Raw genomic sequence first — 25633 nt, 5'->3', positions numbered from 1 at the left:
TCGGACAGTCCGGGTGGTGAGGGAAATAACAGATGGTACGCATACGTCATTTCACGGTCCGGACGATTGAATGAAGGGTCCCGCGGCGGGCGGGCCGCTAGGGCAGCACCCCCGCCCGGCGCGCGGCGACGACGGCCTCCAGACGGGTGTGCGCGCCGAGCCGGCGCATCGCCGAACGCAGATACCCCTTCACGGTCTCCGGACGGAGCCCGAGCCGCTCGGCGGCGGCCGCGTTGGTCGCTCCCGCCGCGACACAGGCGAGGACGTCCACCTCGCGCGGAGCGAGGACGACCTCGTGCGCCACGCCCTCGGACGGGGCCGCCGCGTCGGCCAGCCTGCCGCACACGGAGAGCAGTTCGGCCCGCAGCCTCGGGTCGGCGATCCGCGGCGCCAGTGCCCGCAGCGTCCCGTGCGCCTCGCGCACCTCTTCCCAGGCCGCGTCACCCGTCGCCCCCGGCGCCGGGCCGGGCTCGCGGACGACGCCCAGCAGCTCGTGCGCCGCGTCCCTGACGACCAGCGCCTGTTCCACGTCCCGGGCCGCGGCGACGGCCGCCCCCAGCGTGCGGTCGCCCAGCGGCTGGGCCGTCCGCAGGGCGCCGTACAGCACACCGCGCACCCGGCGCCGTACGACGACGGGAACCGCGAGGACGGAACACAGCCCCTCCGTCGCCACCGCCCTGTCGTACTCGTGGCTGATCTGCCGCGAGGCCGGATAGTCGCTCACCGCGCAGGGCCGGGCGAGGGCCACCGCCTTGCCGCCCAGACCGTTGCCGGACGAGACCGCGAGCGCGCTGAGCGCGGCCGTCGCCGTACCGCTCAGCTCACTGATGCGCACCAGCCGCCCGCCGGAGTCGACCAGGCCGCCGAAGGCCACCGGCAGCCCCGTGGCACGCCGCAGCCGCACCAGCGCGGCGCGCACTTCCACCGATTCGGCCGTGTCCGCTGCCACTGCTCGTCCCTTCATCGCGGGGCACCCCCCGTTCGGGGGTGGTGAGACCTGCATCACGGAATACACGATGGTAGGCGGCGGTCCGGCAACGAGGAGGACACATGACGGCGACAACGGGCAGGGCGGACGAGTTCCGTGCCGCACGGGACTTCCTGCTGGAGCACCGTTCGGACTACACCACCGCGTACGAGGGCTTTCGCTGGCCCCGCCCGGAGCACTTCAACTGGGCCCTCGACTGGTTCGACGTCATCGCGCGGGACAACGACCGCACCGCCCTGCACATCGTGGAGGAGGACGGCGGACGTGTCGAGGTCTCCTTCGCCGCGATGTCGGAGCGCTCCGACCAGGTCGCCAACTGGCTGCGGGACCGGGGCGTACGGGCCGAGGACCGCATTCTGGTCATGCTCGGCAACCAGGTCGAGCTGTGGGAGACGGCGCTGGCCGCGATGAAACTGCGCGCCGTCGTCATCCCGGCCACTCCGCTGCTCGGCCCCGCCGACCTGGCCGACCGGATCGAACGCGGCCGGGTGCGGCACGTCGTCGCGCGCTCCGAGGACACCGCCAAGTTCGACGCGGTGCCCGGCGGCTACACCCGTATCGCGGTCGGCGGCACGCGCCCCGGCTGGCAGGCGTACGAGGAGACGGCCGCCGCCGGTCCCGTCTTCGAGCCCGACGGCCCCACCCACGCGGACGACCCCCTGATGCTCTATTTCACCTCGGGCACCACCGCTCAGCCCAAGCTCGTGGAGCACACCCACGTCTCGTACCCCATCGGCCACCTGGCCACCATGTACTGGATCGGGCTCAAGCCCGGGGACGTCCACCTGAACATCTCCTCACCCGGCTGGGCCAAGCACGCCTGGTCGAACCTCTTCGCGCCGTGGAACGCGGAGGCGACCGTCTTCCTCTACAACTACACGCGCTTCGACGCGGGCCGGCTGATGACCGAGATGGACCGGGCCGGCGTCACCACCTTCTGCGCCCCGCCCACCGTGTGGCGCATGCTCATCCAGGCCGACCTGGGACTGCTGCGGACCCCGCCGCGCGAGGTCGTCGCCGCGGGCGAGCCGCTGAACCCCGAGGTCATCGAGCAGGTCAGGCGCGCCTGGGGCGTCACCGTCCGGGACGGCTTCGGGCAGACCGAGACCGCTGTCCAGGTGTCCAACAGCCCCGGCCAGCCGCTCAAGACCGGCTCCATGGGCCGCCCCAGCCCCGGCTTCCGCGTCGAACTGCTCGACCCGGTCACCGGCGCGCCCGGCGCCTCGGAGGGCGAGATCTCGCTCGACCTGTCCGCGCACCCCGTGGGCCTGATGACCGGCTACCACGGCGACCCCGACCGCACGGCGGAGGCGATGGCCGGCGGCCACTACCGCACCGGGGACATCGGCTCGCGCGACACCGACGGCTACATCACCTATGTCGGCCGCGCGGACGACGTGTTCAAGGCCTCCGACTACAAGATCTCGCCCTTCGAGCTGGAGAGCGCGCTCCTGGAGCACGAGGCGGTCGCCGAGGCCGCCGTGGTCCCGGCCCCCGACGAACTGCGCCTGGCCGTCCCGAAGGCGTACATCGTCCTCGCGGCAGGGTACGAGCCGGGACCCGACACGGCCAAGGTCCTCTTCGAGCACGCGCGCACGGTGCTCGCGCCCTACAAGCGCATCCGCCGCCTGGAGTTCGGCGAGCTGCCCAAGACCGTCTCCGGCAAGATCCGCCGGATCGAGCTGCGCGAGGCCACGGCCGCGGGCTCGGACGCCGAGTACCGCGAGGAGGACTTCCGGTGAGTGAACTGTCGTACGCGCACGGGACGGGTGGCACGGCGCTGCTCGGCGACACCATCGGGGCCAACCTCGACCGGGCCGTCGCCGCCTGGCCGGACCGGGAGGCACTGGTCGACGTGCCCTCGGGCCGCCGCTGGACGTACGCCCGATTCGGCGCCGACGTCGACGAGCTGGCGTACGCGCTGCTCGCGTCCGGAGTCGCCAAGGGCGACCGGGTGGGCATCTGGGCGGTCAACTGCCCCGAGTGGGTGCTCGTCCAGTACGCCACCGCCCGCATCGGCGCGATCATGGTGAACATCAATCCGGCCTACCGCACCCACGAGGTGGAGTACGTCCTCAACCAGGCCGGGATCTCGCTGCTGTTCGCCTCGCTCAGCCACAAGAGCAGCGACTACCACGCGATGGTCGAGGAAGTGCGGGGCAGGTGCCCGCGGTTGAGGGAGACCGTGTACATCGGCGACCCGAGCTGGGACGCGCTGATCCGACGGGGGACCCCCGATCTGCGGAGCGAACTCCTGGCGCGTGAGGCCGAGTTGTCCTGCGACGACCCGATCAATATCCAGTACACGTCAGGGACGACCGGGTTCCCGAAGGGAGCCACCCTCTCCCACCACAACATCCTCAACAACGGTTATTTCGTCGGTGAGTCGATCGCCTACTCCGAACAGGACCGGGTCTGCATCCCCGTGCCCTTCTACCACTGCTTCGGCATGGTGATGGGGAATCTGGCCGCCACCTCGCACGGCGCGTGCATGGTCGTCCCGGCCCCGTCGTTCGACCCGGCCGCCACCCTGAAAGCCGTGCAGCAGGAGCGGTGCACGTCGCTGTACGGCGTACCCACCATGTTCATCGCGGAGTTGAACCTCCCGGACTTCGCCTCGTACGACCTGTCCACGCTGCGCACCGGCATCATGGCGGGCTCGCCCTGCCCGGTCGAGGTGATGAAACGGGTGGTCGCCGAGATGCACATGGAGGAGGTGTCCATCTGCTACGGCATGACGGAGACCTCACCCGTCTCGCTCCAGACGCGCCGGGACGACGACCTGGAGCACCGCACGGGCACGGTCGGCCGGGTGCTGCCGCACCTGGAGGTGAAGGTCGTCGACCCGGTGGACGGGGTGACCCGGCCGCGCGGCACCACCGGGGAGCTGTGCACCCGCGGCTACAGCGTGATGCTCGGCTACTGGAACGAGCCCGAGAAGACCGCCGAGGCCGTCGACGCGGGGCGCTGGATGCACACGGGCGACCTTGCTGTGATGCGCGAGGACGGGTACGTCGAGATCGTCGGACGCATCAAGGACATGATCATCCGGGGCGGCGAGAACATCTATCCCCGCGAGATCGAGGAGTTCCTGTACGCCCACCCGAAGATCGCCGACGTGCAGGTGGTCGGCGTTCCCCACGAGCGCTACGGCGAGGAGGTGCTCGCCTGTGTCATCCCGCGCGATCCCGCCGACCCGCTCACGCTGGAGGAGTTGCGCGCCTTCTGCGAGGGTCGGCTGGCGCACTACAAGATCCCGAGCCGGCTGAGCGTCCTGGAGACCTTCCCGATGACGGTCTCGGGGAAGGTGCGGAAGATCGAACTGCGGGAGACGTACGCCGAGTAGGGCTCCCGGGGCGCCCGTGCCCGCGCTTTCCGTGCCGCCGTCGAGGCCTGTCCTCGTGCCCGGTGTTCAGTCCGGGACGGCTATGAGTTCGTCGGCCGGGCTGTTCACCGGCTGCGGTGTGCCCGTGAGGTCCAGGACGAAGAGGGGGACGCCGAGGGTGTCGGCGCGGGCGCGGGCATCCTCGGCGTAGCCGGCCAGGGAGAAGAACACGCAGTTCGCCGACTCCGTCATGGCCGTCAGCCACAGACACTCCACGTCGCGCAGCGAGGCCGGCCGCACGGTGGGGTCCACCTGGGCCAGGACGCCGCGCGCGGCGAGCCCGATCCCGGACGTGGGCCGCTGGTCGGCGCGCCGGATGTCGCGATAGCCGAGCCAGCCCAGATACAGCGCGGCGGCGGTGACGGCGTCGCGAGCGGTACGAATGGCGACCGGCCGGAACGCGGGCCTCCGGTCGGTCCCGCCGTCATGGCCGGACTGCCCGAGCCCTGCGCGGGGGACGCGGCCCGCGTCCCCCGCGGGGCCGCTGTCCTCCGGGGTGTCGGCTCCGGCTTCCCGGTCCCCGTCCCGGGGTGTGCCGGCCTCCCCGTCGGCCTGACGGGCGACCGGTCCGGTCGCCCGCGCCGGGGCCGTTCGCAGCGGGATGCGCAGGGTCGTTCCGCAGGGACAGCCCAGCTCGGGCTGTGGCCACTGACTCCCGCGGCCGCAGGTGTCGCACCGGACCGTCGTCCATTCCTCGTCCCATGCGCGGTGGGTGACGGGGGTCGCCTCCGCGAGGTGGTCGAGCGGGGCCGTCACGGGCGATCCGCACACGCAGGGGTAGGACGGGGCCGCGTACAGGTGCTCGCGGCGGCAGGCCGGACACCGCACCGGCACGCTCTCGGCCATGGCCCACTCCAGGAACTCACGTCGGGACAGCGCGTCCATCGTCCTCCTGCCGGGCGGCGTCCGGCAGCGAAACGCCGCGACGCGCACCGGCCCGGTCCCGCTCACCGGCCCTCCCCGCGCACCGCCCGCCCTTGACGCTCCCTGCCCCGACACCTACATTGCTTCCAGATGGCAGAAGTTAGTTTCCGCGATGCGGAATAAGAAGTGGGACCAGCGACTCTCCGCGGGGCGCGACGGGAGCGCGAATCCGACAGCCGAAGCAGGAGTACTCCATGGCTCGTATGACCGCTGCCCGCGCGGCAGTCGAGATCCTCAAGCGCGAGGGCGTCACCGACGCGTTCGGCGTTCCGGGTGCGGCGATCAACCCCTTCTACGCGGCGCTCAAGGCGTCCGGCGGAATCAGCCACACCCTCGCCCGGCACGTGGAGGGCGCCTCGCACATGGCGGAGGGCTACACCCGTACCCACCCGGGCAACATCGGTGTCTGCGTCGGCACTTCGGGCCCCGCGGGAACCGACATGATCACCGGTCTGTACTCCGCGAGCGGCGACTCGATCCCGATCCTGTGCATCACCGGCCAGGCGCCCACCGCGGTGATCCACAAGGAGGACTTCCAGGCCGTCGACATCGCCTCGATCGCGCGTCCGGTGACCAAGATGGCCGTCACCGTGCTGGAGGCCGCGCAGGTTCCCGGCGTCCTCCAGCATGCCTTCCACCTCATGCGCTCCGGTCGCCCCGGGCCCGTCCTGGTCGACCTGCCCATCGACGTCCAGCTCACCGAGATCGAGTTCGACCCCGCGACGTACGAGCCCCTGCGGCCGTACAAGCCCGCCGCGACCCGTGCCCAGATCGAGAAGGCGATCGGACTGCTGAACGCCTCCGAGCGCCCGCTCATCGTGGCCGGCGGCGGGGTCGTCAACGCCGACGCCGCCGAACTCCTCGTCGAGTTCGCCGAGTTGACGGGCACCCCGGTCGTGCCGACGCTCATGGGCTGGGGCGTCCTGCCCGACGACCACGAGCTCAACGCGGGCATGGTGGGCCTCCAGACCTCGCACCGCTACGGCAACGCGACCTTCCTGGAGTCCGACTTCGTCCTCGGCATCGGAAACCGCTGGGCCAACCGCCACACAGGCGACCTGGACGTCTACACGGCCGGCCGGACCTTCGTGCACGTCGACATCGAACCCACCCAGCTCGGACGGATCTTCGCCCCGGACCTCGGCATCGCCTCCGACGCCGGGGCCGCCCTGGAACTCCTCGTCGAGGTGGCGAAGGATCTGAAGGAGGCGGGCGCGCTGCCCGACCGCTCCGCGTGGGCCGCCTCGGCGCAGGAGAAGCGGGCCACCCTCCAGCGCCGGACGCACTTCGACGACATCCCGATCAAACCGCAGCGCGTCTACGAGGAGATGAACAAGGCCTTCGGCCCGGAGACCCGGTACGTCTCCACCATCGGCCTCTCGCAGATCGCCGGCGCCCAGATGCTGCACGTCTACCGGCCGCGCCACTGGATCAACTGCGGCCAGGCGGGCCCGCTCGGCTGGACGATCCCGGCCGCGCTCGGCGTCGCCAAGGCCGACCCCGGCGCGCAGGTCGTCGCCCTCTCCGGCGACTACGATTTCCAGTTCATGATCGAGGAACTGGCCGTCGGGGCCCAGCACAGGATCCCGTACGTCCATGTCCTGGTGAACAACGCCTACTTGGGCCTGATCCGACAGGCGCAGCTCGGCCTCGACATCGACTTCCAGGTCAACCTGGAGTTCGAGAACATCAACTCCCCGGAGCTCGGCGTCTACGGCGTCGACCACGTCAAGGTCGTCGAGGGCCTCGGCTGCAAGGCGATCCGGGTCACCGACCCGGCCGAACTCGGCGCCGCCTTCGAGCGGGCCAGGAAGCTCGCCGCCGAGTTCCAGGTTCCCGTCGTCGTCGAGGCGATCCTGGAACGCGTCACCAACATCGCCATGAGCAGGACCAACGACATCGGAAACGTGGTCGAGTTCGAGGAGATCGCCACCGAGCCGGGCCACGCGCCCACCGCGATCAGGACACTGAAGGTCTGACCCGGACCTCTCCCTCGGCCCGGATCTCTCCCTCGCGTGCCGGTACCTCTCTCTCGTGCGCCGGTACTTCCCCCTCGTGTGCCGGTACCTCCCCTTCGCGTGCCGGGCGGCCCGCCCCAAGTGACGTGCCGTCCGGGCGCGTTGTTCCCAGGAGCGGGCCGGTCCGGCATGCTCGCCCCATGCGGATGACCGTCCCCACCCCCCTCGGCGACATCGCCGTACGCTGCCTCGACCCCCTTTCCGGCGCCCGGCCGGCGGGGGCCCCGGCCCCGTCCGACGCGCCCGCTCTCCTGCTCCTGCACGCCAACCCGGGGGACAGCCGCGACTTCGACGCCGTGCTGCCGGCCCTCGCCGACCGGTACCGCACCTTCGTCGTGGACTGGCCCGGGTACGGCGACTCGACCGCCCCGGAACCCGGGCGGGTCACTCCCGAGGGACTGGTGGAGGTCGCGGAACGGGTGATCGACGCCCTGGCCGAGGAGCAGGGCGTGCGAGAGTTCGCCGTGCTCGGCAACAGCGTCGGCGGCTATGTCGCCTGCCGTCTCGCCGAGGGCCCCCGTGCCGCGTCGGTGAGAGCGCTCGTCCTGGTCGACCCGGCGGGCTTCACCCGGCACACCGCGCTCACCCGCTGGTTCTGCCGCGAGGTGATGGGCCGCCCCGCCCGTGCCCGCCGGCTCGTCGTCCCGCTGGCCCGCGCCTATCTGGGCCGGCTGGGCACCCCGAGCGCGCGGGAGACGTACGCCCGGGCGCGCCGGCTGCCGCGGGACGAGCGGAGACTGGCGGTGCACTGCGCGCTGTGGCGCGGTCTCGTCGACCCGGACTTCGGCCTCGCGGACCCGGCCGCCCTCGGTGTGCCGATCCTGCTGCTGTGGGGGAGCCGTGATCCCGTCGTCCCCGCGTTCCTCGACGGCCGCAGGGCCCGACGCGTCCTGCCCGCGGGGACGTCGAGTGTCCGGCTGCCCACGGCCCACGAGCCGTACAACGAACGCCCCGGTCTCTTCCTCCGGCATGTCCTGCCGTTCCTGGAGAATCCGCGGGCGGTCACCGCGCGGAGGGTCAAGCCCCCCAGCCGCCCGCGCAGCCGGTGAAGCCGTCGCCCCCCACGTCGCCGCTCCGGGAGAGTCCGCGCTCCTGCGGGCCGCCGCGCCCCTTCAGGCCGGCGGCCTCGGTGAAGCGCGGCACCAGCACGGTCAGGGCGGCATCGCCGTACAGGGCGACCGCGAGCAGGACATCGGCCGGGGACAGGCCCTCCGGTCCTGCGGGAAGCGGGGCCGTGGCCCGCAGTTCCCGCAGGACACGCCGGGCGGCGCGCGTCCGGTGCGGCGGCAGGCGGCGCAGCAGTCCGGCCGCGGCGGCCTCGCCGCGCAGCTCCGCCAGTGCCCGTCGCACGCGCGGCCGGTCCATCAACTCCCGTACTCCCGCCGGGAGGTAGAGCGAGCCGCGGACTGCCTTCTCCAGGGCGAGCCCCGACGCGAAGGATGCCCCCGGGGACGGGTTCGAGGTCCGTATCGTGCCCGGCGGGCCCGGGGCCACCGCGCCCCGCAGATGCAGGGCGACCACGGCGACCTTCACGGCCGCGCGCGGCCCGCCACGCAGCAGCGCGACGGTCAAAGGCCCAGGCCCGACCGCCGCGCTTCCGCTCATGGTGCTTCCCCCGTGCCCCCGTTCGGGACCCGCCGCCCCCGTGCCGGCGGGCCCCGTGTGCCGAGGATGTGCCTTATCCGGCGGCAGGTGAAGCCCCCGGGGCGGTGTTCAGAGGTTGATTTGAGGGTTCCGTAGGCGTCCTACGCCCGCTTGCGTACGGACGGGGTCCGTTCGGCGCCCGTTCCGGTTCGCGGATCAAGGAGCGGGCGACGCGCGGTCCGGCGCGCACGGCGTACGGTCCTCAGACCTCGGGGTGCTCGGAGAGGCCGGGCCAGTCGTCCGGGCCGCCGCCCTGCCAGTCGATGATGTCGCTCTTTTCGACCTCGATCACGTCGAGGTCGACGTCCGCCTGGCGCAGGATCTCGACCACGTCGTCGAGGTGGTACGCGAGACCCAGCACCCGGTCGCCCTCGGTGACCCGCCGCGACCCGTCCAGACCCGGTGTGTGCACCACGATCCTGGGGAGTTCCATGCCGTCAGCGTCCATGGTCCAAGGCTGCTGGCCGCGACCGGAATCCGCACCCGGAGCCCGGCATCAGGCCCCTCGGCGGGCCATGGGCTTGTTGCCGTCCGACGGCGCGAGGCTGGGCGCGACAGTACGTTCGCGCCGCCGGACGGGGTCTTGGGAGGGGGCATGGCCGAAGCCGGGGGCAGCCATGGTCCGGCCGAAACCGAGGTCCCGCGGCGGCCGGGGTGTGGCTGATGCCCAGGTCCGGCCGCAGCCGATGAGTGGCTGGGACCGCGGCGGTCGCGACGGACCGGATTCACCCTTCCCTCAGGTCGAGAAGGGGAACCGGATCCTTCACCACCGCACTGGCTCGCAGGCCGCCGCGGTCCTCATCCGCCCGGACCGTGCCCGTTACGGCCACCCCTCATCCGGGCCGTTCGTGACGCGGTCCGGGAGCTCGGCTCTCCGAACGCGGATCCGGGTCGCGGCGGCGCCTGGGCGCGACATGACAGATGTCGGCACCGCCGCGGCCCGGACGTTGGAGTGCCCGGTCAGACCCGGGCGCCGGAGAGGCGTTCGACCGCGCGCAGCAGCGCGGAGTGGTCCAGGCCGCCGTCGCCCTGCGCGCGCAGGCTGGCCACGAGCTGGGCGACCACGGCTCCCACCGGCAGCGCGGCGCCCACGGAGCGGGCGGCGTCCGTGACGATGCCCATGTCCTTGTGGTGCAGGTCGATGCGGAAGCCCGGCTTGAAGTCGCGGTTCAGGAAGTTGTCCTTCTTGCGGGCCAGCACCGTGGAGCCCGCCAGACCGCCGCCGAGGACGTCGAGCGCGGCGCTCAGGTCCACGCCGGAGCGTTCCAGGAAGACCACGGCCTCGGCGCACGCCTGGATGTTCACGGCCACGATGAGCTGGTTGGCCGCCTTCACGGTCTGGCCCGAGCCGTGCGGACCGCACCGCACGATGGTCCGGCCGAGCGCCTCGAACAGGGGCTCCGCCTCGTCGAAGTCCACGGGGTCACCGCCGACCATGATCGACAACACCGCCTCGATCGCCCCGGCCTCGCCGCCGGACACCGGGGCGTCCAGGACACGGACACCCTTTTCGGCGCCGGCCTCGGCGAGGTCCACCGAGGTCCGCGGGGTGATCGAGGACATGTCGATCAACAGCGCGCCGGGCCGCATGTTCTCCAGGATGCCGTCGGGACCGTACGCGACGGCTTCGACCTGCGGGGAGGCGGGCACCATCGTGATCACCACGTCGGCGTCCCGTACGGCCTCGGGGATCGAACCGGCGGCCGTGCCGCCCGCGGCGGCCAGGCGCTCCAGCTTGTCCCGCTCCAGTGTGTAGCCCGTGACGTCGTACCCGGCCTTGATCAGGTTCTCCGACATGGGTGAGCCCATGATGCCGAGACCGATCCATGCCACCTTGGGCAGGTTGTCGCTCATGAGGGTGCCTCTCCGCGATCCGTGCTGCGTCTGTGTGATCCGTTTCGCCGCGGTCCGTTTCGCCGCGGTCCCTGCCGCGTCACCGGGGTGCCGCTCGGCGGGCGGCCCGGGCCGAGGCGGGCAGCCAGTCGAAGGCCCGCGCGCTCGGCCGGTCGCCCGGCTTGTACTCCAGCCCCACCCAGCCCGCGTAGCCGGCCACGGCGAGCTGGTCGAGGAGCCCTTCGAGGGGGAGCGCGCCGGTGCCCGGCGCGCCGCGGCCGGGGCTGTCGGCGATCTGCACATGGCCGGTCCGGCCGGCGTAGGCGGCGATCACCCGCGGCAGGTCCTCGCCGTTCATGGCGAGGTGGTACAGGTCCATGAGGAATCTGGTGTTGCCGAGGCCGGTCGCCGCGTTGACCTTGTCGACGACCGCGACCGCCGCCGGTGCGCTCACCAGCGGATAGTCGGGTGACTCCCGCTCGTTGAGGGCCTCGACCAAAAGGATCGCGCCGATCCGGTCCGCGGCCCGGGCCGCGAGGGCCAGGTTCTCCAGCGCCAGCGCGTCCTGCTCGTCCGGGTCCACGCCGGGGAGGCGGTTGCCGTACAGGGCGTTGAGCGCCGTGCAGCCCAGCGAGCCGGCGAAATCGGCGGCCACGTCGATGTTGGCCCGGAACCGCTCGGACTCCTCGCCGGGCAGGGACAGGGCGCCCCGGTCCGGACCGGGGAGCCGGCCGGCGTAGAGGTTCAGGCCGGTCAGCCGGACACCGGCGGTCTCGATCGCCGTCCTCAGAGCGTCGAGCTCGGACCGCTCGGGGGTGGGGGAGTCGACCCAGGGCCACCACAGCTCGACCGCGGTGAAGCCCGCCGCGGCCGCGGCCGCCGGGCGCTCCAGCAGCGGGAGTTCCGTGAAGAGGATTGACAGATTGACGTTGAAGCGCTGGTCCGCGAATCCCATGAGGTCCGCGCTCCTTTCCGTAATGCGGAAACTTGTTTCTGCTCAATGGAAGATTGCAGTCGGGTCGTGAGCGTTGTCAAGGGGGGTCCCGGCGGAAAGCCGTGGGTGCGGCCCGCTCCGGCCGCAGGGGGCTTGCCGGGGCGGCCGCGGCGGGCAGTAGGTTGAGCCCGTGCGATTGAGAGTGGAGTTCACGACCGAGCCCTTCGATCTCGACGAGGCCCCCCGGCACGCCCTGGTCGCCCGTGAGGTCATCGAGGCGGCCGAGCTGGACGCCGTGGACGTCGGCCCGTTCGGCAACACTGCGGAAGGCGGTGCGGACGCCGTGCTCGCCGCCGTCGAGGCGCTGCTGCGCCAGGTCCTGGACGCGGGCGCCACCCGGGTCTCGCTCCAGGTCAACGTCGTCGGGGCGGCGGGGGAGGGTGATAAGTGACCGGAATCGCGGACGACCCCTTCGTCGCGGCGGTCAAGCCGCTGGTCGACGCCATGGGCGGCGAGATGCTGCCGCCCGAGCAGGCCGGCGTCGACGACGTCGTCCTGTCCTGGGAGGGCGCGGACGTCGTCGCCGTGCGCCTGCCTCAGCTCGCCGACTCGCTCGACCACATCCTCGCCGCCCTGGAGCGTAAGCGGGGCATGCCGCTCGCGGAGCTCGACCGCAAGGCCAAGCAGGAGATCGTGCGCATACTGGAAGCCCGCGGGGCCTTCTCCGTGCGGCACGGTGTGGAGACCGTGGCGAGCGCGCTCGGCGTGAGCCGGTTCACCGTCTACAACTACCTGAACCGCGAGAAGGGCGCCTGACCGGCGCGAACACGCCTCCGGGCGGCAGGTGTCACCTGCCGTCACCCCGCCGCCGCCCGGACGACCGGGCGGCGGTTCTCGTCACCTCCCGTAACGCGAAGTTTTCAACAAAGTGTTGACGTCGGTTCGCCGAGGGCGTTAGCTGTCCGCAGCCCGTCCAGCACACGGCCACGGAGGCTTCCCATGGAGTCGAGTACGGCATCCGGCGGCCTCGCCCGCCTCAACACCCTTGAGGAGTCCGCGGCCTTCGCCGTCCTCCACGAGGTGTGCGCCTCCCGGACGTGGGCCGAACGGCTGATCGCCGCCCGTCCCTACGCCACCGCCGAGGACCTGTACGCCCGGAGCGACGCCGCCACCGCGGGCCTCACCACCGCCGACCTGACGGAGGCGATGGCGGGGCACCCGCCCATCGGACGGCCGAAGCCCGGCGACCCGGCCTCCTCGCGCGAACAGCGCGGGATGGCCGGCGCCTCCGCGGAGGTGAAGGAGGAGATGCTCGAACTGAACCTGGCCTACCAGGAGAAGTTCGGGCATGTCTTCCTCGTCTGCGCCACCGGCCGGACCGGGGAGCAGATGCGCGACGCGGTCAGGGAACGGATCGGCAACCCGGCCGGGCGGGAGCGCGAGATCGTCCGCGTCGAACTGGGAAAGATCAACCGCATCCGGCTCGGCCGTCTCGTGAGGGACCCCGTGCGGGAAGAACTCGCGGCGGACCCCGTACAGGAAGAAGAGGCATGAGCACCGAGACCACGGCCTCCGTGTCCACCCACATCCTGGACACCAGCGTGGGCCGCCCCGCCCGGGGCGTCGCGGTCCGGCTCGCCGCCCGCGCGGGGCGCGAGGGCGACTGGCGGGCGCTCGGCGGTTCCGCGACCGACGCGGACGGCCGGTGCAGGGACCTTCCGGCGCTGCCGGAGGGCACGACCCACGTACGGCTCGACTTCGAGGTCGAGCGGTACTTCGAGCAGGATCCGGCGACAACGACACAGCGAGCCGATGCGCAGCAGGACGCCCCCGCGAATCGGGACAGCGAGACGTTCTTCCCCGAGGTGACGATCACCTTCGCCGTCAGGCCGGGCGAGCACTACCACGTACCGCTGCTGCTCAACCCGTTCGGCTACTCCGTTTACCGAGGGAGCTAGCAGACATGACCGAACCTTCCCGCCAGGGCCGCCCGGTGTTCCTGGGGCAGAACCAGTACGGCAAGGCCGAGAACCGCGTCGTGCGGATCACCCGCGACGGCGCCACGCACCACATCAAGGACCTGAACGTGTCCGTCGCGCTGAGCGGCGACATGGACGAGGTACACCACTCCGGCTCCAACGCCAACGTCCTGCCGACTGACACCACCAAGAACACGGTGTACGCGTTCGCCAAGGAGCGTGGCATCGAGTCCGCCGAGCGGTTCGGCATCGATCTCGCCCGGCACTTCGTGACCAGCCAGGAGCCGATCCACCGGGCACGCATCCGCATCGAGGAGTACGCCTGGGAGCGCATCGAGGCCCCGGACGCCGCCTCCCGGGCCGCCGGCGCGGACGAGCCGAGGCACTCCTTCGTCCGTAGGAACCAGGAGACGCGCGTCACCCAGATCACCTACGACGGTGAGGCGTGGGAAGTCGTCTCGGGCCTGAAGGACCTCGTCGTGATGAACTCGACGAACTCCGAGTTCTGGGGCTACGTCAAGGACAGGTACACGACGCTCCCGGAGGCGTACGACCGCATCCTGGCCACCCAGGTCTCCAGCCGCTGGCGCTTCGCCTGGACCGGCGACGAAGAGACGATGCCCGACTGGGACAAGTCCTACGACGAGGTCAGGAAGCACATGCTCCAGGCCTTCGCGGACACCTACTCCCTCTCGCTCCAGCAGACCCTGTACGAGATGGGCGCGCGGATCATCGACCACCGCGACGAGATCGACGAGGTCCGCTTCTCGCTCCCGAACAAGCACCACTTCCTCGTCGACCTCACGCCGTTCGGCCTCGAGAACGACAACGAGGTCTACTTCGCGGCCGACCGCCCCTACGGACTCATCGAAGCCACCGTCCTGCGCGACGGCTGCGACCCACGCATCCCGGTCGACCTCACCAACCTCTAGAACCGCCACCACGGACCCGGTCGTCACCCCCCTCGGCCGCCGGGTCCGTCCGCCGATCCGGAAGAACGAGGAACCGCAGTGCCAGTCCAGCGCATCGTCATCGAGAACTGCGCCATCGCGACCGTGGACGCGGGCGACACCGAGTACGCCTCGGGGCACATCGTCGTCGCCGACAACAGGATCGAGTCGGTGGGTGCCGGAAAGGCCCCGGAGAACCTGGAGAACGTGGTCCGCCGCGTCGACGGCACCGGGCACCTGGCCACCCCCGGCCTGGTCAACACCCATCACCACTTCTACCAGTGGATCACCCGCGGCCTCGCCACGGACCACAACCTCTTCGACTGGCTCGTCGCGCTCTACCCGACCTGGGCGCGCATCGACGAGCCGATGGCCTACGTGGCCGCCCAGGGCTCCCTCGCCATGATGGCCCGCGGCGGCGTCACCACCGCCATGGACCACCACTACGTCTTCCCCAAGGGTTCGGGCGACCTGTCCGGCGCGATCATCCGGGCCGCCCGCGAGACCGGAGTCCGCTTCACCCTCGCCCGCGGCTCCATGGACCGCAGCGAGAAGGACGGCGGACTGCCCCCGGACTTCGCCGTCGAGACCCTCGAAGGGGCGCTCGCCGCCACCGAGGCGACCGTCGACGAGCACCACGACGCCTCCTTCGACAGCATGACCCAGATCGCCGTCGCGCCCTGTTCGCCCTTCTCCGTCTCCACCGAACTCATGAAGCAGGGCGCCGATTTGGCCCGCCGCAAGGGGGTACGGCTGCACACCCACGGTTCGGAGACCGTGGAGGAGGAGCAGTTCTGCAAGGAGCTGTTCGGCATGGGCCCGACCGAGTACTTCGAGTCGACGGGCTGGCTCGGCGAGGACGTGTGGATGGCGCACTGCGTCCACATGAACGACTCCGACATCGCCGCCTTCGCCCGGACGAGGACGGGCGTGGCCCACTGCCCCTCCTCCAACGCCCGGCTGGCCGCGGGCATCGCCCGGGTCCCCGACATGCTCGCGGCCGGCGTCCCGGTCGGCCTCGGCGTCGACGGCACCGCGTCGAACGAGTCCGGCGAACTCCACACCGAGCTGCGCAACGCCCTGCTCATCAACCGGCTGGGCGCCCACCGCGAGGCCGCCCTGAACGCCCGTCAGGCGCTGCGCCTCGGCACCTACGGAGGGGCTCAAGTCCTGGGCCGGGCAAGCCAGATCGGCTCCCTGGAGGCCGGCAAGCTCGCCGACCTCGTGCTGTGGCGACTGGACACCCTGGCGCACGCCTCGATCGCCGACCCGGTGACGGCGCTCGTGTTCGGCGCCGCCGCGCCGGTCACCCTCTCGCTCGTGAACGGCCGTCCGGTCGTCGAGGACAGCCGCCTGCTGCTGGTGGACGAGGACGCCATCGCCCGTTCCACCCGGGACGAGGCGCGGCGCCTCGCGCGGATCGCCGGGCAGGACTGACCCGCCGCAGAACTCCGGCCGAGGGGGACGGCCCTCGGCCGGTGGCCGTGGACCCGAGCAGGGTCCACGCCGGCCGTCTCCGGGGCGCGCACGGACGTGCGCGCCCCGGAGCGGTCTCCGCCGCCTGGACTCCTGTCCGCGCGACGGTCGTCGTCCCGGTCCCGCACGACCGCGCATCACCTCCCTGACACCCACGTCGACGACGTGTACCCGACCGGAGGAGCCGCCGTGGCCGCCCAGCCCGAGCCCAGCACCGATGCACGACCAACTGGAACAACTGGACCAACCGGCGGGTCGAAGCACCCGGTCGACGAGAAACTGCCCGCCCTCAGGATGGCGACCAGCGGCCTGCAGCACGTGGCCGCCATGTACGCCGGAGTCGTCGCCCCGCCCCTGATCGTCGGCGCCGCGGTCGGTCTCTCCGCCACCGAACTCACCTTCCTCACCGGCGCCTGCCTGTTCACCGCGGGTCTCGCCACCTTGCTGCAGACCCTCGGCCTCTGGAAGATCGGAGCCCGGCTGCCCTTCGTCAACGGCGTCACCTTCGCCGGTGTCGCACCGATGACCGCGGTCGTCGCCTCCGCCAAGGACAAGAGCGACGCCCTGCCGATCATCTTCGGCGCGGTCGTCATCGCGGGCGTCCTCGGATTCATCGCGGCCCCGTTCTTCAGCAGGGCCGTCCGCTTCTTCCCGCCCGTCGTCACCGGCAGCGTGATCACGCTCATCGGCGTCTCGCTGCTGCCGGTCGCCTTCGGCTGGGCGCAGGGCCCCGACCCCGCGGCGGACGACTACGGTTCGCGGACCTCCCTCGGGCTCGCGGCGGCGACGCTCGTCGTCGTCCTTCTGCTGCGCCGCTTCACCCGCGGCTTCGTCCAGCAGATCGCGGTCCTGCTCGGCCTGGTCATCGGTACGCTCGTGGCGATCCCCCTCGGCGTCACGGACTTCGGGCCGGTGGCCGACGCGGACGTGGTCGGTTTCCCGACGCCGTTCCACTTCGGCGCCCCGCAGTTCCAGCTCGCCGCGATCCTCTCGCTCTGCGTGGTGATGGTCGTCTCGATGACCGAATCGACCGCGGACATGCTGGCGTTGGGCGAGATCGTCGAGCGCCCTGCCGACGAGAAGACCATCGCGGCCGGACTGCGGGCCGACACGCTCGGCTCCGCGCTGAGCCCGCTCCTCAACGGCTTCATGTGCAGCGCCTTCGCCCAGAACATCGGCCTCGTCGCGATGACGAGGATCCGCAGCCGGTACGTCGTCGCCACCGGGGGCGGCTTCCTCGTGCTGATGGGCCTGTGCCCGATGGCCGCGTCGCTGATCGCCGTCGTCCCGCGCCCGGTGCTCGGCGGGGCGGGTGTCGTCCTCTTCGGCTCGGTCGCGGCAAGCGGCATCCAGACCCTGGTCGGGGCGGGCCTCGAGAACGACAACAACGTGCTGATCGTGGCCGTTTCCCTCGCGGTCGGCATCATCCCGATCACCGCGCCGGCGTTCTACCACGCGTTCCCGGAGACCGTACGGATCGTCCTCGACTCCGGCATCTCGACGGGCTGCGTCGCCGCCGTCGTCCTCAACCTCGTCTTCAACCACCTCGGCAGGGGACGCGAGAAAGCGGGCGAGGTGACCCACCCCATGGAGACGGGCGAGGACCTCGAGGCGGTGCCCGCCCACTGAGAGGGCCGAACGATCCGAAGGGTGAACGGACTTACGGAGGCTGAACGGGTACAGGGAGGGCGCGGCACGAGGAACGTGCCGCGCCCTCCGCCCTGTCGGGCCCGTCAGCCGATGTGGTAGCTGTCGCCGTAGACCTTCCAGTCCAGCGGTGTGTTGAGGTTCAGGTTCCGGTTGCGGACGAAGACCCGCTGTGCGGTGTCGACGCGGCTGGTGTCGGAGTGGGCCTCCTCCTGCTTCATGGCCCACACCCGTGCGTCGAGGAAGGCGTTCAGGTACGTCACCTCGTCGCCGCCCTGGGCCGGCGGCCTGGCCCTGGTCAGGGCGCGCCGACGGATGTTGCCGAAGCTGGTGCTGTCGCCGCCGTCGCCGTGCATCACGATGGCGTCGTAGTACGTGAACTGGCCGAGGGCGCCGATGCCGTCGGCCTTGCCCTGCCGCACGGCGGGGTTGAAGTAGACGCGGTCGCGCTCGTCGTTCTGGGCCTGCTGGAACGCCGAGTCCTGCGCGGCCCGGCGCCAGTCGGCCGGGAAGCCGGGGTCCAGGCCCTCGTGGGAGTCGCTGCCGTCGACCTCGCGCAGCGCGGGCAGGTACTTGGCCAGGACGTTGCCGGGCTTGCGCTGCGTGTACAGCTCGACGAGATCGAGCATGTCGTGGGTGCCGGAGCAGAAGCCGATGATCCCGGCGGTGTAACCGCGCCCGTCGCCGATGTCCTCGATGTACTTGTACTGCGCCTTCCAGTCCAGCGAGGAGTTCTCCGCGCTGGAGACCAGCTTCATGGCGATCTCCTTCTTCGCCGGGTCGTCCAGCCCGACCGCCGCCGCGGTCGCGGTCTGGGTGGCGATCAGGGGTCCTGCCACCAATGAGGCTCCGATCAGGGTGAGCAGGGTGCGCCGTGAAGTGCCTATGTGGGGGGTGTGCACGGTACCTCCGATGGGGGAGTGGTGTTGCCGCGTACTGTTAGGAAAGTTTCCTACCAGAGATTGAGGACGGCGTATACCCGTCAGGGGAAGGCGAGTTGACGCTCCGGGGCCGAATGTCGAACCGCGCTGGGCTACGGTCGGAGCGCACGGATGGTACGGACGGCACACAAGTCGCGCGGAACCCATGTGCGGAAACCACGTGAGGACGCGGTCACAACGGGGAGAGTCGGGCATGAACGAGTCGGGCCGCGTGGAGGCCTTCAGCGACGGCGTCTTCGCCATCGCCATCACCTTGCTGATCCTGGAGATCAAGGTCCCCGAGGCCGGTGAGAACGGCGGACTGTGGCACGCGCTCGGAGAGCAGTGGCCCTCCTATGCCGCCTACGTCGTCAGCTTCCTGGTGATCGGCATCATGTGGATCAACCACCACCAGGTGTTCAGTTACGTCGCCCGGGTCGACCGCACCCTGATGTTCCTGAACCTGCTCCTGCTGATGGTGGTGGCTGCCATTCCCTGGCCGACGGCGATGGTGGCGGAGTATCTGCGCGAGGGCAAGGCATCCCATGCCGCCGCCGCCGTCTACAGCTTGGTCATGGTGGCCATGGCCCTCGCCTTCCAGGCGGTGTGGTGGCATCTCACCCGTACCGGGCGCCTTCTCGACGGCCGCGTCGATGTGGAAGGCGCCCGGCGCACCCGCGTCCGCTTCGCCCTCGGCTCCCTCGCCTATCCGGCGACGGTCGCGCTTTCCTTCGTCTCGGCGCCGCTGACCCTGGCCGCGCACGGGCTGCTCGCGGTCTACTACGGCTTCAATCAGGTGCCGGTGCCGATCCGTACGCCCGACGCGGCCGGGTCGGCGGAAGAGGGCTCGTGAGGAGGAACTCCCTCCACCGAGGCGCTCGTGGAGCCTCGGCCGGGGCGCAGGAGGGCCGCGGCCAGCGTCAGGGCCGTGGCCGCGATGACCATGGCCACCGTGAACGCCAGCCGGTAGCCGTCCGCCGTCGCCGCGACGACGTGCTCGCCCGCGCGGGTCAGGCGCTCCGTGCGGCTCGCCGCCAGTGTCGTCAGCACGGCCAGCCCCAGTGAACCGCCCACCACCTGCGTGGTGTTGAAGAGCCCGGAGGCCAGACCGGCGTCCTCCGCGCCGGCGTCCGCCATGGCGAGTCCCGTCACCGCGGGCATCGCGGCCGCGAACCCCACGGAGAGCAGGAGCAGCGGGGGCAGCACGTCGGCGACGTACGCGCCCTCGGCCTGGGCCCGGCCGAGCAGGGCCAGGCCCGCCGTGATGAGCGCGAGTCCGGCGAGCAGGACGCGGTACGGGCCGAAGCGGACGATCGCCGGCGCCGACAGGGTCAGCATCAGGGCGCCGATGGTGACCGGGGCGGGCAGGAACGCCGTACCGGTGAGCAACTCGCTGTAGCCGAGCACGCGTTGGAGGTAGAGCGCGCCGAGGTACTGGAAGCCGTACATTCCGGCGATCATCAGGATCTGTACGCCGTTCGCGCTCGTCAGGGTCCGTGAGCGGAACAGCCGCAGCCGCAGCAGGGGCCGGGCGGCCCGTGCCTGGCGGAGGGTGAAGCCGGCGAAGAGCGCGAGGGCGAGCGCGCCGAGCGCGAGGGTTCCGGCGAGGCCCCGCTCCCCGGCGCCGACGATCGTGTACACCGTCAGCATCAGGGCGCCGGTGACCAGGGCGGCGCCGGGATAGTCCGCGCCGCCGCGCAGGCCCGCTCCCCGGTCCGGGGCGAGAATCCGCAGGGCGGCGACCAGGGCCACCGCGCCGATCGGCAGGTTGATCAGGAAGATCCAGTGCCAGTTGAGGGCCTGCGTCAGCGCGCCGCCGAGGAAGGTGCCGAGCGCCCCGCCCGCTGCGCCGACCGCGCTGAACACCGCGATGGCGCGGCCCTGTTCGCGGGGCTCGGGGAAGAGCGCCACGAGCATGCCGAGGACGACGGCCGAGGTCATCGCCCCACCGACCCCCTGAAGGGCGCGGGCCACGACCAGCGTGACCTGGCCGTCGGCGACCCCGCACAGCACGGACGCCGCGGTGAACACGGCGAGCCCGGCTGTGAACATCCGCTTGCGGCCCACTAGGTCGCCGAGCCTCCCCATGAGCAGCAGCAGCCCGCCGAACGGGATCAGATAGGCGTTCACGACCCAGGCGAGTCCGGGGGCGGAGAAGCCGAGGTCGCTCTGGATGGCGGGCATGGCGACGGTGACGATGTTCCCGTCCAGGATCGTCATCAGCGTGCCGGCGCACAGGACGACGAGCGAGGCCCACCGGGAGTACGTTCGTGGTGTCGGCGAGCCCGCCGGTTCGGTCCGGGACGGCATGACGGTGACCTCCGTGTTCTCCGTGGACCGCTCCGGTTCCACGGACGTTCTCCCTTGGTGCACGACTTGTAACGGGGTACATCGTGAGTGACCATGGGAGACCGGCATAAGGAGGCACTTCGATGTCCCAGGGGAACACCGGTGTTACCGCGCAGGCAGTGCTCGCGCAGGCGTGCCCGGTCCGCGAGGTTCTTGACAGGGTCGCCGGGAAATGGAGCGTGCTGATCATCGTGGCCGCCGCGCACGGCCCGATCCGCTTCACCGAACTGGAGCGCAGTATCGAGGGGATCAGCCGCCGCATGCTGACGCTGACCCTGCGCAATCTGGAGCGCGACGGCCTGGTCACGCGGACCGTGCACCCGACGGTCCCGCCGAAGGTCGAGTACGAACTCACCCCGGTCGCCCGCGAGTTGCACGCGACGCTGCTCTCCCTGACCGACTGGGCCGAGCGGCACCGCGTCACGATCGCCGAGTCCCGCGCGGCCTACGACGCCGAGCACCGGCCGGAGTTGGTCGACGCGTAGGCCGTCCGGCGGACCGGCGGGGCACCGGCGGTTCGACCCGCCGGGTCAGAGGCCCAGCGGGCCCGGGTCCTTCGCCAGTGACGTGAAGGCGTCCCGGGCTCCCGGCACCAGGCGGCGCTCGGTGAGGTCCATCAGCCCGCCGACCGCCGTGATCTCGGCGGCCACCGTGCCGTCGGTCTTCCGGATGGTCTGCTCGATGCGGAAACTCTTGCCCTCGCCCCAGAGGAAGGCGCACGTCACCTCGACCTCGTCGCCGGCCCGCAGTTCGCGCCGGTAGCGGATGGTCGTCTCCAGCGCGACCGGGCCCACACCGCGGGCCAGCAGTTCCGCCTGGCCGATCCCGGCCGCCTGGAGCACCGACCAGCGGGCGTGCTCGGCGTACTGCAGATACACGCTCTGGTTGAGATGCCCCTGCACATCGGTCTCGTATCCGCGAACGGTCACGGGGACGAAGAACGGCTCTGCCACGACTTTCCCTCCGACGACTGCGACTGCGACTGCTGCTGATTGCTCGACTCCGACTCCGACTCCGACACCGACTTCGAAGCTTCGGCGCCTCGCCGGATCGACGCTTCGGTGCACGCCGCTCACGCCCGCCGGGGCGAGGCCAGAACGTACCGGGCGCCCGTGCGCGGCTCCGTGTGCTCGCCGACCTGCCAGCCCGCCTTCTCCAGGGTGGCCGCGCAGGCCCGCAGTGCCCCCGGGTCCGGCTCGTGCACGGCGACGGCCTCCGGCTGCGGTGTCTCCCGTATGCGGTACCCGCCGCCCTCCGCCCGGGCGGGACGGTGCCCCGCCGCCTCCAGCGCGAGAGCGGCGGCCCGCACCAGATGCGTACGCTCCCAGGCGCACGGAAGGTCCGTGGCACCGTCCGGACGGGTCATCCGGCGCAGCTCCAGGAGCCCCTGCCAGGCCCCGCGCACCTCTCTCAGCCGTGCGGGCCCCTCCGCGGTCCCCTCCTCGCCGCCGGCCCGCGCCGCGAACACCCCGGACGCCGCCGCGGCCGCCGGAGCGGACCCCTCGGCTGCCGCGGCCGGCCCCGAGTCCCCGGGAGCCTCGCGCAGCCGGTGCCCGGCCGGTGTCAGGAAGTGGTCGCGCGGGGGACGCGGATGACGGAAGGCGAGCCCGCGCTTCACCAGGGCGGCGAGCTGGGCCTCCGTGCCTCTCAGCCGCCCGGTCACGGGGTCGGCCGCGTCGACGATGCGCCGCTGTGCGGCGCTCGGCGGTCGTGTCACGGCGCGCTCCCTCCACCACTCGGTGGTGCCACCGCGCTCCGGCCCGGCCGCGGCTCAGTGTTCCTCCGCTCCCTCTCCCGCCGAGGAGGCCGGGGAGAAGGAGTCATGGGAACAGTACGCGTCGGGTCTGACATTCCAGCCCGCCACCACATGCCGGCGGTGCTCCGTGCTGAGCCGGCTCATCGTCCCGGTGCCGAGCTGGAAGACGGCCCCCGACTGGGCGCTCAGACCGAGCCGCCGCGCGGTCAGCACCCGCAGGAAGTGGCCGTGCGAGACGACGACCACGCTGCCCTCCGACTCGGCGAGCGCCGCGTCGATCCTCGCCAGCGCCCGCTCGGCGCGCGCCCCGACCTCGTCCGGGCTCTCCCCCGGATGCTCGGGCGGTCCGGGGGCGACGCCGTCGGTGAACAGGAACCAGTCGGGCCGCTCCCGGTGGATCTCGACGGTCGTGACCCCCTCGTACCCGCCGTAGTCCCACTCGCGCAGGTCCGCGTCGACGCGCGCGTGGCCGATCCCGGCCAGCTCGGCCGTCTCCCGCGCCCGGCGCATCGGGCTGACGAACGCCGCGGCGATGTGGTGCCGGGCGATCAGCGGACGGAGCCGCCGGGCCTGTTCGCGGCCGTTGTCGGTCAACGGGACGTCGGTCGACCCCGTGTGCCGCCCGGACATCGACCATTCGGTCTCACCGTGCCGTACGAGGAGCAGGTCACCCATCGCCGCGCCCTTTCCGTCCCCGCGTCCGCTGCCGTCCCTCGTACGGTGCCATCCGGCGGGCGCGGCCGCAGCCCCGGATCCTCCGGTCGGCCCACCCGGTTCCTCAGCCCTTCTCCTGCCGGTAGCCGCTCAGGAACCGCCTGATCCGGCTGATCGCCGCGTCCAGGACGTCGGCGTGCGGGAGCGTGAGGATGCGGAAGTGGTCGGGCCGCGACCAGTTGAAGCCGGTGCCCTGCACGACCTGGATCTTCTCGCGCAGCAGCAGGTCGAGGACGAACTTCTCGTCGTCGTGGATCGGGTACACGGCGGGGTCGATGCGCGGGAACGCGTACAGCGCGCCCTTGGGCTTGACGCACGAGATGCCGGGGATCTCGTTGAGCTTCTCCCAGGCGAGGTCACGCTGCTCGCGGAGCCGGCCGCCGGGCGCGGTCAGCTCGTGGATCGACTGGCGGCCGCCGAGCGCGGCCTGGATGGCGTACTGCGCGGGGGCGTTGGCGCACAGCCGCATGGAGGCCAGCATCGTCAGCCCCTCCAGATAGCTGCGCGCGTGCTGCTTGGGGCCCGTGACGACCAGCCAGCCGGAACGGAAACCGGCGACGCGGTAGGTTTTCGAGAGGCCGCAGAAGGTGAGGACCACCAGGTCGGGGGCGAGGGCCGCGGCCGACTGGTGCACGGCGTCGTCGTAAAGGATCTGGTCGTAGACCTCGTCGGCGAGGACCATCAGGCCGTGCCGGCGGGCGAGGTCGAGGATGCCCTCGACGATCTCCTTGGGATAGACCGCGCCCGTGGGGTTGTTGGGGTTGATGATGACGACCGCGCGGGTCCGGTCGGTGATCTTCGCCGCCATGTCGTCCAGGTCCGGGTACCAGTCGGCCTGTTCGTCGCAGAGGTAGTGGACCGCCTTGCCGCCGGCGAGCGTGGTGACGGCGGTCCACAGCGGGTAGTCCGGGGCGGGGATGAGGACTTCGTCGCCGTCCTCGATCAGGGCCTGCACGGCCATGGAGATCAGTTCCGAGACGCCGTTGCCGAGGAAGACGTCGTCCACGCCGACGTCCAGGCCTCGGTCCTGGTAGCGCTGGGCGACGGCTCGGCGGGCGGACAGGATGCCGCGCGAGTCGGTGTAGCCGTGCGCCCGGGGCAGCATCCGGATCATGTCCTGGAGGATCTCCTCCGGCGCCTCGAAACCGAAGAGGGCCGGGTTGCCGGTGTTGAGGCGCAGCACGCTGTGGCCCGCCGCCTCCAGTGCGTCGGCGTGCTCGATCACCGGGCCGCGGATCTCGTAACAGACCTCGCTGAGCTTGCTCGACTGCCGGAACTCCATGCGCTGCGCCCTCCGGTTGTGGTGTTGCTTGGTTTTACCAAGTGGGAGCTTGGAAAGTCCAACAAGATAGCTAGACTGCGTCGCATGTCACCGCGCCGAAGCTACGACCAGTACTGTTCCGCCGCCCGCGCCCTCGACGCCGTCGGGGACCGGTGGACCCTCCTGATCGTCCGCGAACTGCTCGGCGGACCGCGCCGGTACACCGATCTACACGCCGATCTGCCGGGAGTCAGCACCGACGTCCTCGCCTCCCGGCTCAAGGACATGGAGCGCGACGGACTGACCACGAGGCGCCGCCTGCCGCCTCCGGGTGCGGCATACGTGTACGAACTCACCCCTCGCGGACAGGAGTTGCTGCCCGTCCTGCAGGCGTTGGGGGAGTGGGGCGGGCCCGCGCTGGGCGAGCGGCGGCCCACCGACGCCGTACGGGCCCACTGGTTCGCGCTGCCGCTGCTGCGCGGGCTGGACACCGTCGGAGGGGGCGAGGGGCTGGTCGAAGTCCGCCTGGACGAAGGCCTGTTCCATGTGTGGCTCGGTGCCGGGGAAGGACCGCTCTACGGCGACGGGCCCGCCCCGCGCGAGCCGGACGCCCGCCTGGCGCCGGACGCGTGCGCCTGCGAGGCCATGAACCGGGGAACCCTGACGCTGCTCGACGCGCTGCGCGAGGGAAGCGTCGCCGTGACGGGCGACGGCCCCCTCGCCAAGGCCCTGCGCGAGGCGTGACCCGTCCCGTGCACCGGAAGTGATCCCGTGCACCCGAGGCGATGCCGCACCGGAGGTGATCCGGTGCACCGGAAGCGAGAGGCCCGCGCCGCTCCCTGACGGAGAGCGGCG

At 71.6% G+C, this 25633-nt stretch carries 26 protein-coding genes; 14 read left to right on the top strand and 12 right to left on the bottom strand.

Annotated elements, in window-relative coordinates; all coding sequences use genetic code 11:
- Window positions 1-97: 97 nt before the first annotated feature.
- Complete coding sequence (locus ACWEBX_RS11565) at window positions 98-964, bottom strand: LuxR C-terminal-related transcriptional regulator (RefSeq protein ID WP_451884674.1); 867 nt, start codon at window positions 962-964, stop codon at window positions 98-100.
- 86 nt (window positions 965-1050) lie between these two features.
- Here ACWEBX_RS11565 and ACWEBX_RS11560 point away from each other — a divergent pair, with 86 nt between their 5' ends.
- Window positions 1051-2730, top strand: a complete 1680-nt coding sequence (locus tag ACWEBX_RS11560) for an AMP-binding protein (protein WP_451884673.1) — start codon at window positions 1051-1053, stop codon at window positions 2728-2730.
- Window positions 2727-4334 carry an AMP-binding protein gene (locus ACWEBX_RS11555; protein WP_451884672.1) on the top strand — a complete coding sequence of 536 codons (1608 nt, stop codon included), beginning with the start codon at window positions 2727-2729 and terminating at the stop codon, window positions 4332-4334. The genes ACWEBX_RS11560 and ACWEBX_RS11555 overlap by 4 nt, the downstream gene beginning before the upstream one ends.
- Before the next feature lie 66 nt (window positions 4335-4400).
- On the opposite strand, the gene ACWEBX_RS11550 is transcribed toward ACWEBX_RS11555, so the two are convergent.
- Window positions 4401-5258, bottom strand: coding sequence for a hypothetical protein (locus ACWEBX_RS11550; RefSeq protein WP_451884671.1), 858 nt, complete (start codon window positions 5256-5258; stop codon window positions 4401-4403).
- Between the two features lie 233 nt (window positions 5259-5491).
- On the opposite strand from ACWEBX_RS11550, the gene gcl reads away from it, so the two are divergent.
- Complete coding sequence (gene gcl, locus ACWEBX_RS11545; RefSeq protein ID WP_451884670.1) at window positions 5492-7276, top strand: glyoxylate carboligase; 1785 nt, start codon at window positions 5492-5494, stop codon at window positions 7274-7276.
- 179 nt (window positions 7277-7455) lie between these two features.
- A complete protein-coding gene (locus ACWEBX_RS11540; RefSeq protein WP_451884669.1) occupies window positions 7456-8364 on the top strand; it encodes an alpha/beta fold hydrolase in 909 nt (302 codons plus the stop codon).
- Here the strand turns inward: ACWEBX_RS11540 and ACWEBX_RS11535 are convergent.
- From ACWEBX_RS11535 to ACWEBX_RS11520, 4 genes are all read right to left on the bottom strand, one after another.
- Complete coding sequence (locus tag ACWEBX_RS11535) at window positions 8333-8920, bottom strand: TIGR04222 domain-containing membrane protein (protein WP_451884668.1); 588 nt, start codon at window positions 8918-8920, stop codon at window positions 8333-8335. The two genes, ACWEBX_RS11540 and ACWEBX_RS11535, sit on opposite strands and share 32 nt — an antisense overlap.
- Window positions 8921-9161: 241 nt before the next feature.
- Entirely contained in the window at window positions 9162-9407 is a 246-nt protein-coding gene (locus tag ACWEBX_RS11530) for a hypothetical protein (protein WP_451884667.1), read from the bottom strand.
- Window positions 9408-9919: 512 nt separating this feature from the next.
- The gene (locus tag ACWEBX_RS11525) at window positions 9920-10813 is read right to left on the bottom strand and encodes a 2-hydroxy-3-oxopropionate reductase (protein ID WP_451884666.1); all 894 of its coding nucleotides are present in this window, start codon (window positions 10811-10813) and stop codon (window positions 9920-9922) included.
- 79 nt (window positions 10814-10892) lie between these two features.
- A complete protein-coding gene (locus ACWEBX_RS11520) occupies window positions 10893-11747 on the bottom strand; it encodes a TIM barrel protein (RefSeq protein WP_451884665.1) in 855 nt (284 codons plus the stop codon).
- Between the two features lie 169 nt (window positions 11748-11916).
- Between ACWEBX_RS11520 and ACWEBX_RS11515 the strand changes: the two genes are divergently transcribed.
- The 7 genes from ACWEBX_RS11515 to ACWEBX_RS11485 all read left to right on the top strand — a co-directional run bounded on the left by ACWEBX_RS11515 (window position 11917) and on the right by ACWEBX_RS11485 (window position 17760).
- Window positions 11917-12177: a thiamine-binding protein gene (locus tag ACWEBX_RS11515; RefSeq protein WP_451884664.1), complete on the top strand. Its 261-nt coding sequence runs from the start codon at window positions 11917-11919 to the stop codon at window positions 12175-12177.
- Window positions 12174-12542 (top strand): helix-turn-helix domain-containing protein, encoded by a 369-nt coding sequence (locus ACWEBX_RS11510; protein ID WP_382788352.1) that lies wholly within the window; start codon window positions 12174-12176, stop codon window positions 12540-12542. The genes ACWEBX_RS11515 and ACWEBX_RS11510 overlap by 4 nt, the downstream gene beginning before the upstream one ends.
- Before the next feature lie 183 nt (window positions 12543-12725).
- A complete protein-coding gene (gene uraD, locus ACWEBX_RS11505; RefSeq protein ID WP_451884663.1) occupies window positions 12726-13280 on the top strand; it encodes a 2-oxo-4-hydroxy-4-carboxy-5-ureidoimidazoline decarboxylase in 555 nt (184 codons plus the stop codon).
- A complete protein-coding gene (gene uraH, locus ACWEBX_RS11500; RefSeq protein WP_451884662.1) occupies window positions 13277-13684 on the top strand; it encodes a hydroxyisourate hydrolase in 408 nt (135 codons plus the stop codon). The genes uraD and uraH overlap by 4 nt, the downstream gene beginning before the upstream one ends.
- Window positions 13685-13689: 5 nt before the next feature.
- A complete protein-coding gene (gene pucL, locus ACWEBX_RS11495) occupies window positions 13690-14637 on the top strand; it encodes a factor-independent urate hydroxylase (protein ID WP_451884661.1) in 948 nt (315 codons plus the stop codon).
- A 78-nt stretch (window positions 14638-14715) separates the two neighbouring features.
- Entirely contained in the window at window positions 14716-16092 is a 1377-nt protein-coding gene (locus ACWEBX_RS11490) for an 8-oxoguanine deaminase (RefSeq protein ID WP_451884660.1), read from the top strand.
- A gap of 333 nt (window positions 16093-16425) precedes the next feature.
- Window positions 16426-17760 (top strand): nucleobase:cation symporter-2 family protein, encoded by a 1335-nt coding sequence (locus ACWEBX_RS11485; protein WP_451884659.1) that lies wholly within the window; start codon window positions 16426-16428, stop codon window positions 17758-17760.
- A gap of 104 nt (window positions 17761-17864) precedes the next feature.
- Here the strand turns inward: ACWEBX_RS11485 and ACWEBX_RS11480 are convergent, their stop codons facing one another.
- Window positions 17865-18680 (bottom strand): chitosanase, encoded by an 816-nt coding sequence (locus tag ACWEBX_RS11480; RefSeq protein ID WP_451884658.1) that lies wholly within the window; start codon window positions 18678-18680, stop codon window positions 17865-17867.
- A gap of 232 nt (window positions 18681-18912) precedes the next feature.
- On the opposite strand from ACWEBX_RS11480, the gene ACWEBX_RS11475 reads away from it, so the two are divergent.
- The gene (locus ACWEBX_RS11475; RefSeq protein ID WP_451884657.1) at window positions 18913-19551 is read left to right on the top strand and encodes a TMEM175 family protein; all 639 of its coding nucleotides are present in this window, start codon (window positions 18913-18915) and stop codon (window positions 19549-19551) included.
- On the opposite strand, the gene ACWEBX_RS11470 is transcribed toward ACWEBX_RS11475, so the two are convergent.
- Window positions 19491-20918 (bottom strand): MFS transporter, encoded by a 1428-nt coding sequence (locus ACWEBX_RS11470; protein ID WP_451884712.1) that lies wholly within the window; start codon window positions 20916-20918, stop codon window positions 19491-19493. The two genes, ACWEBX_RS11475 and ACWEBX_RS11470, sit on opposite strands and share 61 nt — an antisense overlap.
- A gap of 212 nt (window positions 20919-21130) precedes the next feature.
- Here ACWEBX_RS11470 and ACWEBX_RS11465 point away from each other — a divergent pair, with 212 nt between their 5' ends.
- Entirely contained in the window at window positions 21131-21532 is a 402-nt protein-coding gene (locus tag ACWEBX_RS11465) for a winged helix-turn-helix transcriptional regulator (RefSeq protein WP_355774635.1), read from the top strand.
- Window positions 21533-21577: 45 nt separating this feature from the next.
- Here ACWEBX_RS11465 and ACWEBX_RS11460 read toward each other — a convergent pair whose 3' ends face one another.
- The 4 genes from ACWEBX_RS11460 to ACWEBX_RS11445 form a co-directional block, all read right to left on the bottom strand.
- The gene (locus tag ACWEBX_RS11460) at window positions 21578-22000 is read right to left on the bottom strand and encodes an acyl-CoA thioesterase (protein ID WP_451884656.1); all 423 of its coding nucleotides are present in this window, start codon (window positions 21998-22000) and stop codon (window positions 21578-21580) included.
- Window positions 22001-22119: 119 nt separating this feature from the next.
- Entirely contained in the window at window positions 22120-22764 is a 645-nt protein-coding gene (locus tag ACWEBX_RS11455; protein WP_451884655.1) for a hypothetical protein, read from the bottom strand.
- Window positions 22765-22818: 54 nt separating this feature from the next.
- A complete protein-coding gene (locus tag ACWEBX_RS11450) occupies window positions 22819-23478 on the bottom strand; it encodes a histidine phosphatase family protein (protein ID WP_451884654.1) in 660 nt (219 codons plus the stop codon).
- Between the two features lie 103 nt (window positions 23479-23581).
- Window positions 23582-24799: a pyridoxal phosphate-dependent aminotransferase gene (locus ACWEBX_RS11445; protein WP_451884653.1), complete on the bottom strand. Its 1218-nt coding sequence runs from the start codon at window positions 24797-24799 to the stop codon at window positions 23582-23584.
- A gap of 84 nt (window positions 24800-24883) precedes the next feature.
- On the opposite strand from ACWEBX_RS11445, the gene ACWEBX_RS11440 reads away from it, so the two are divergent.
- Window positions 24884-25522 carry a winged helix-turn-helix transcriptional regulator gene (locus ACWEBX_RS11440; protein ID WP_451884652.1) on the top strand — a complete coding sequence of 213 codons (639 nt, stop codon included), beginning with the start codon at window positions 24884-24886 and terminating at the stop codon, window positions 25520-25522.
- Window positions 25523-25633: the final 111 nt, after the last annotated feature.

The sequence above is a fragment of the Streptomyces sp. NPDC005070 genome (assembly GCF_053600395.1).
This window is presented reverse-complemented; position numbering and strand designations above follow the sequence as displayed.

Coding starts and splice junctions, on each gene's coding strand:
- ACWEBX_RS11565 (WP_451884674.1), bottom strand. CDS start 964: ATGAAGGGACGAGCAGTGGCAGCGGACACGGCCGAATCGGTGGAAGTG.
- ACWEBX_RS11560 (WP_451884673.1), top strand. CDS start 1,051: ATGACGGCGACAACGGGCAGGGCGGACGAGTTCCGTGCCGCACGGGAC.
- ACWEBX_RS11550 (WP_451884671.1), bottom strand. CDS start 5,258: ATGGACGCGCTGTCCCGACGTGAGTTCCTGGAGTGGGCCATGGCCGAG.
- gcl (WP_451884670.1), top strand. CDS start 5,492: ATGGCTCGTATGACCGCTGCCCGCGCGGCAGTCGAGATCCTCAAGCGC.
- ACWEBX_RS11540 (WP_451884669.1), top strand. CDS start 7,456: ATGCGGATGACCGTCCCCACCCCCCTCGGCGACATCGCCGTACGCTGC.
- ACWEBX_RS11535 (WP_451884668.1), bottom strand. CDS start 8,920: ATGAGCGGAAGCGCGGCGGTCGGGCCTGGGCCTTTGACCGTCGCGCTG.
- ACWEBX_RS11530 (WP_451884667.1), bottom strand. CDS start 9,407: ATGGACGCTGACGGCATGGAACTCCCCAGGATCGTGGTGCACACACCG.
- ACWEBX_RS11525 (WP_451884666.1), bottom strand. CDS start 10,813: ATGAGCGACAACCTGCCCAAGGTGGCATGGATCGGTCTCGGCATCATG.
- ACWEBX_RS11520 (WP_451884665.1), bottom strand. CDS start 11,747: ATGGGATTCGCGGACCAGCGCTTCAACGTCAATCTGTCAATCCTCTTC.
- uraD (WP_451884663.1), top strand. CDS start 12,726: ATGGAGTCGAGTACGGCATCCGGCGGCCTCGCCCGCCTCAACACCCTT.
- uraH (WP_451884662.1), top strand. CDS start 13,277: ATGAGCACCGAGACCACGGCCTCCGTGTCCACCCACATCCTGGACACC.
- pucL (WP_451884661.1), top strand. CDS start 13,690: ATGACCGAACCTTCCCGCCAGGGCCGCCCGGTGTTCCTGGGGCAGAAC.
- ACWEBX_RS11485 (WP_451884659.1), top strand. CDS start 16,426: ATGGCGACCAGCGGCCTGCAGCACGTGGCCGCCATGTACGCCGGAGTC.
- ACWEBX_RS11475 (WP_451884657.1), top strand. CDS start 18,913: ATGAACGAGTCGGGCCGCGTGGAGGCCTTCAGCGACGGCGTCTTCGCC.
- ACWEBX_RS11470 (WP_451884712.1), bottom strand. CDS start 20,918: ATGACGATCCTGGACGGGAACATCGTCACCGTCGCCATGCCCGCCATC.
- ACWEBX_RS11465 (WP_355774635.1), top strand. CDS start 21,131: ATGTCCCAGGGGAACACCGGTGTTACCGCGCAGGCAGTGCTCGCGCAG.
- ACWEBX_RS11450 (WP_451884654.1), bottom strand. CDS start 23,478: ATGGGTGACCTGCTCCTCGTACGGCACGGTGAGACCGAATGGTCGATG.
- ACWEBX_RS11445 (WP_451884653.1), bottom strand. CDS start 24,799: ATGGAGTTCCGGCAGTCGAGCAAGCTCAGCGAGGTCTGTTACGAGATC.
- ACWEBX_RS11440 (WP_451884652.1), top strand. CDS start 24,884: ATGTCACCGCGCCGAAGCTACGACCAGTACTGTTCCGCCGCCCGCGCC.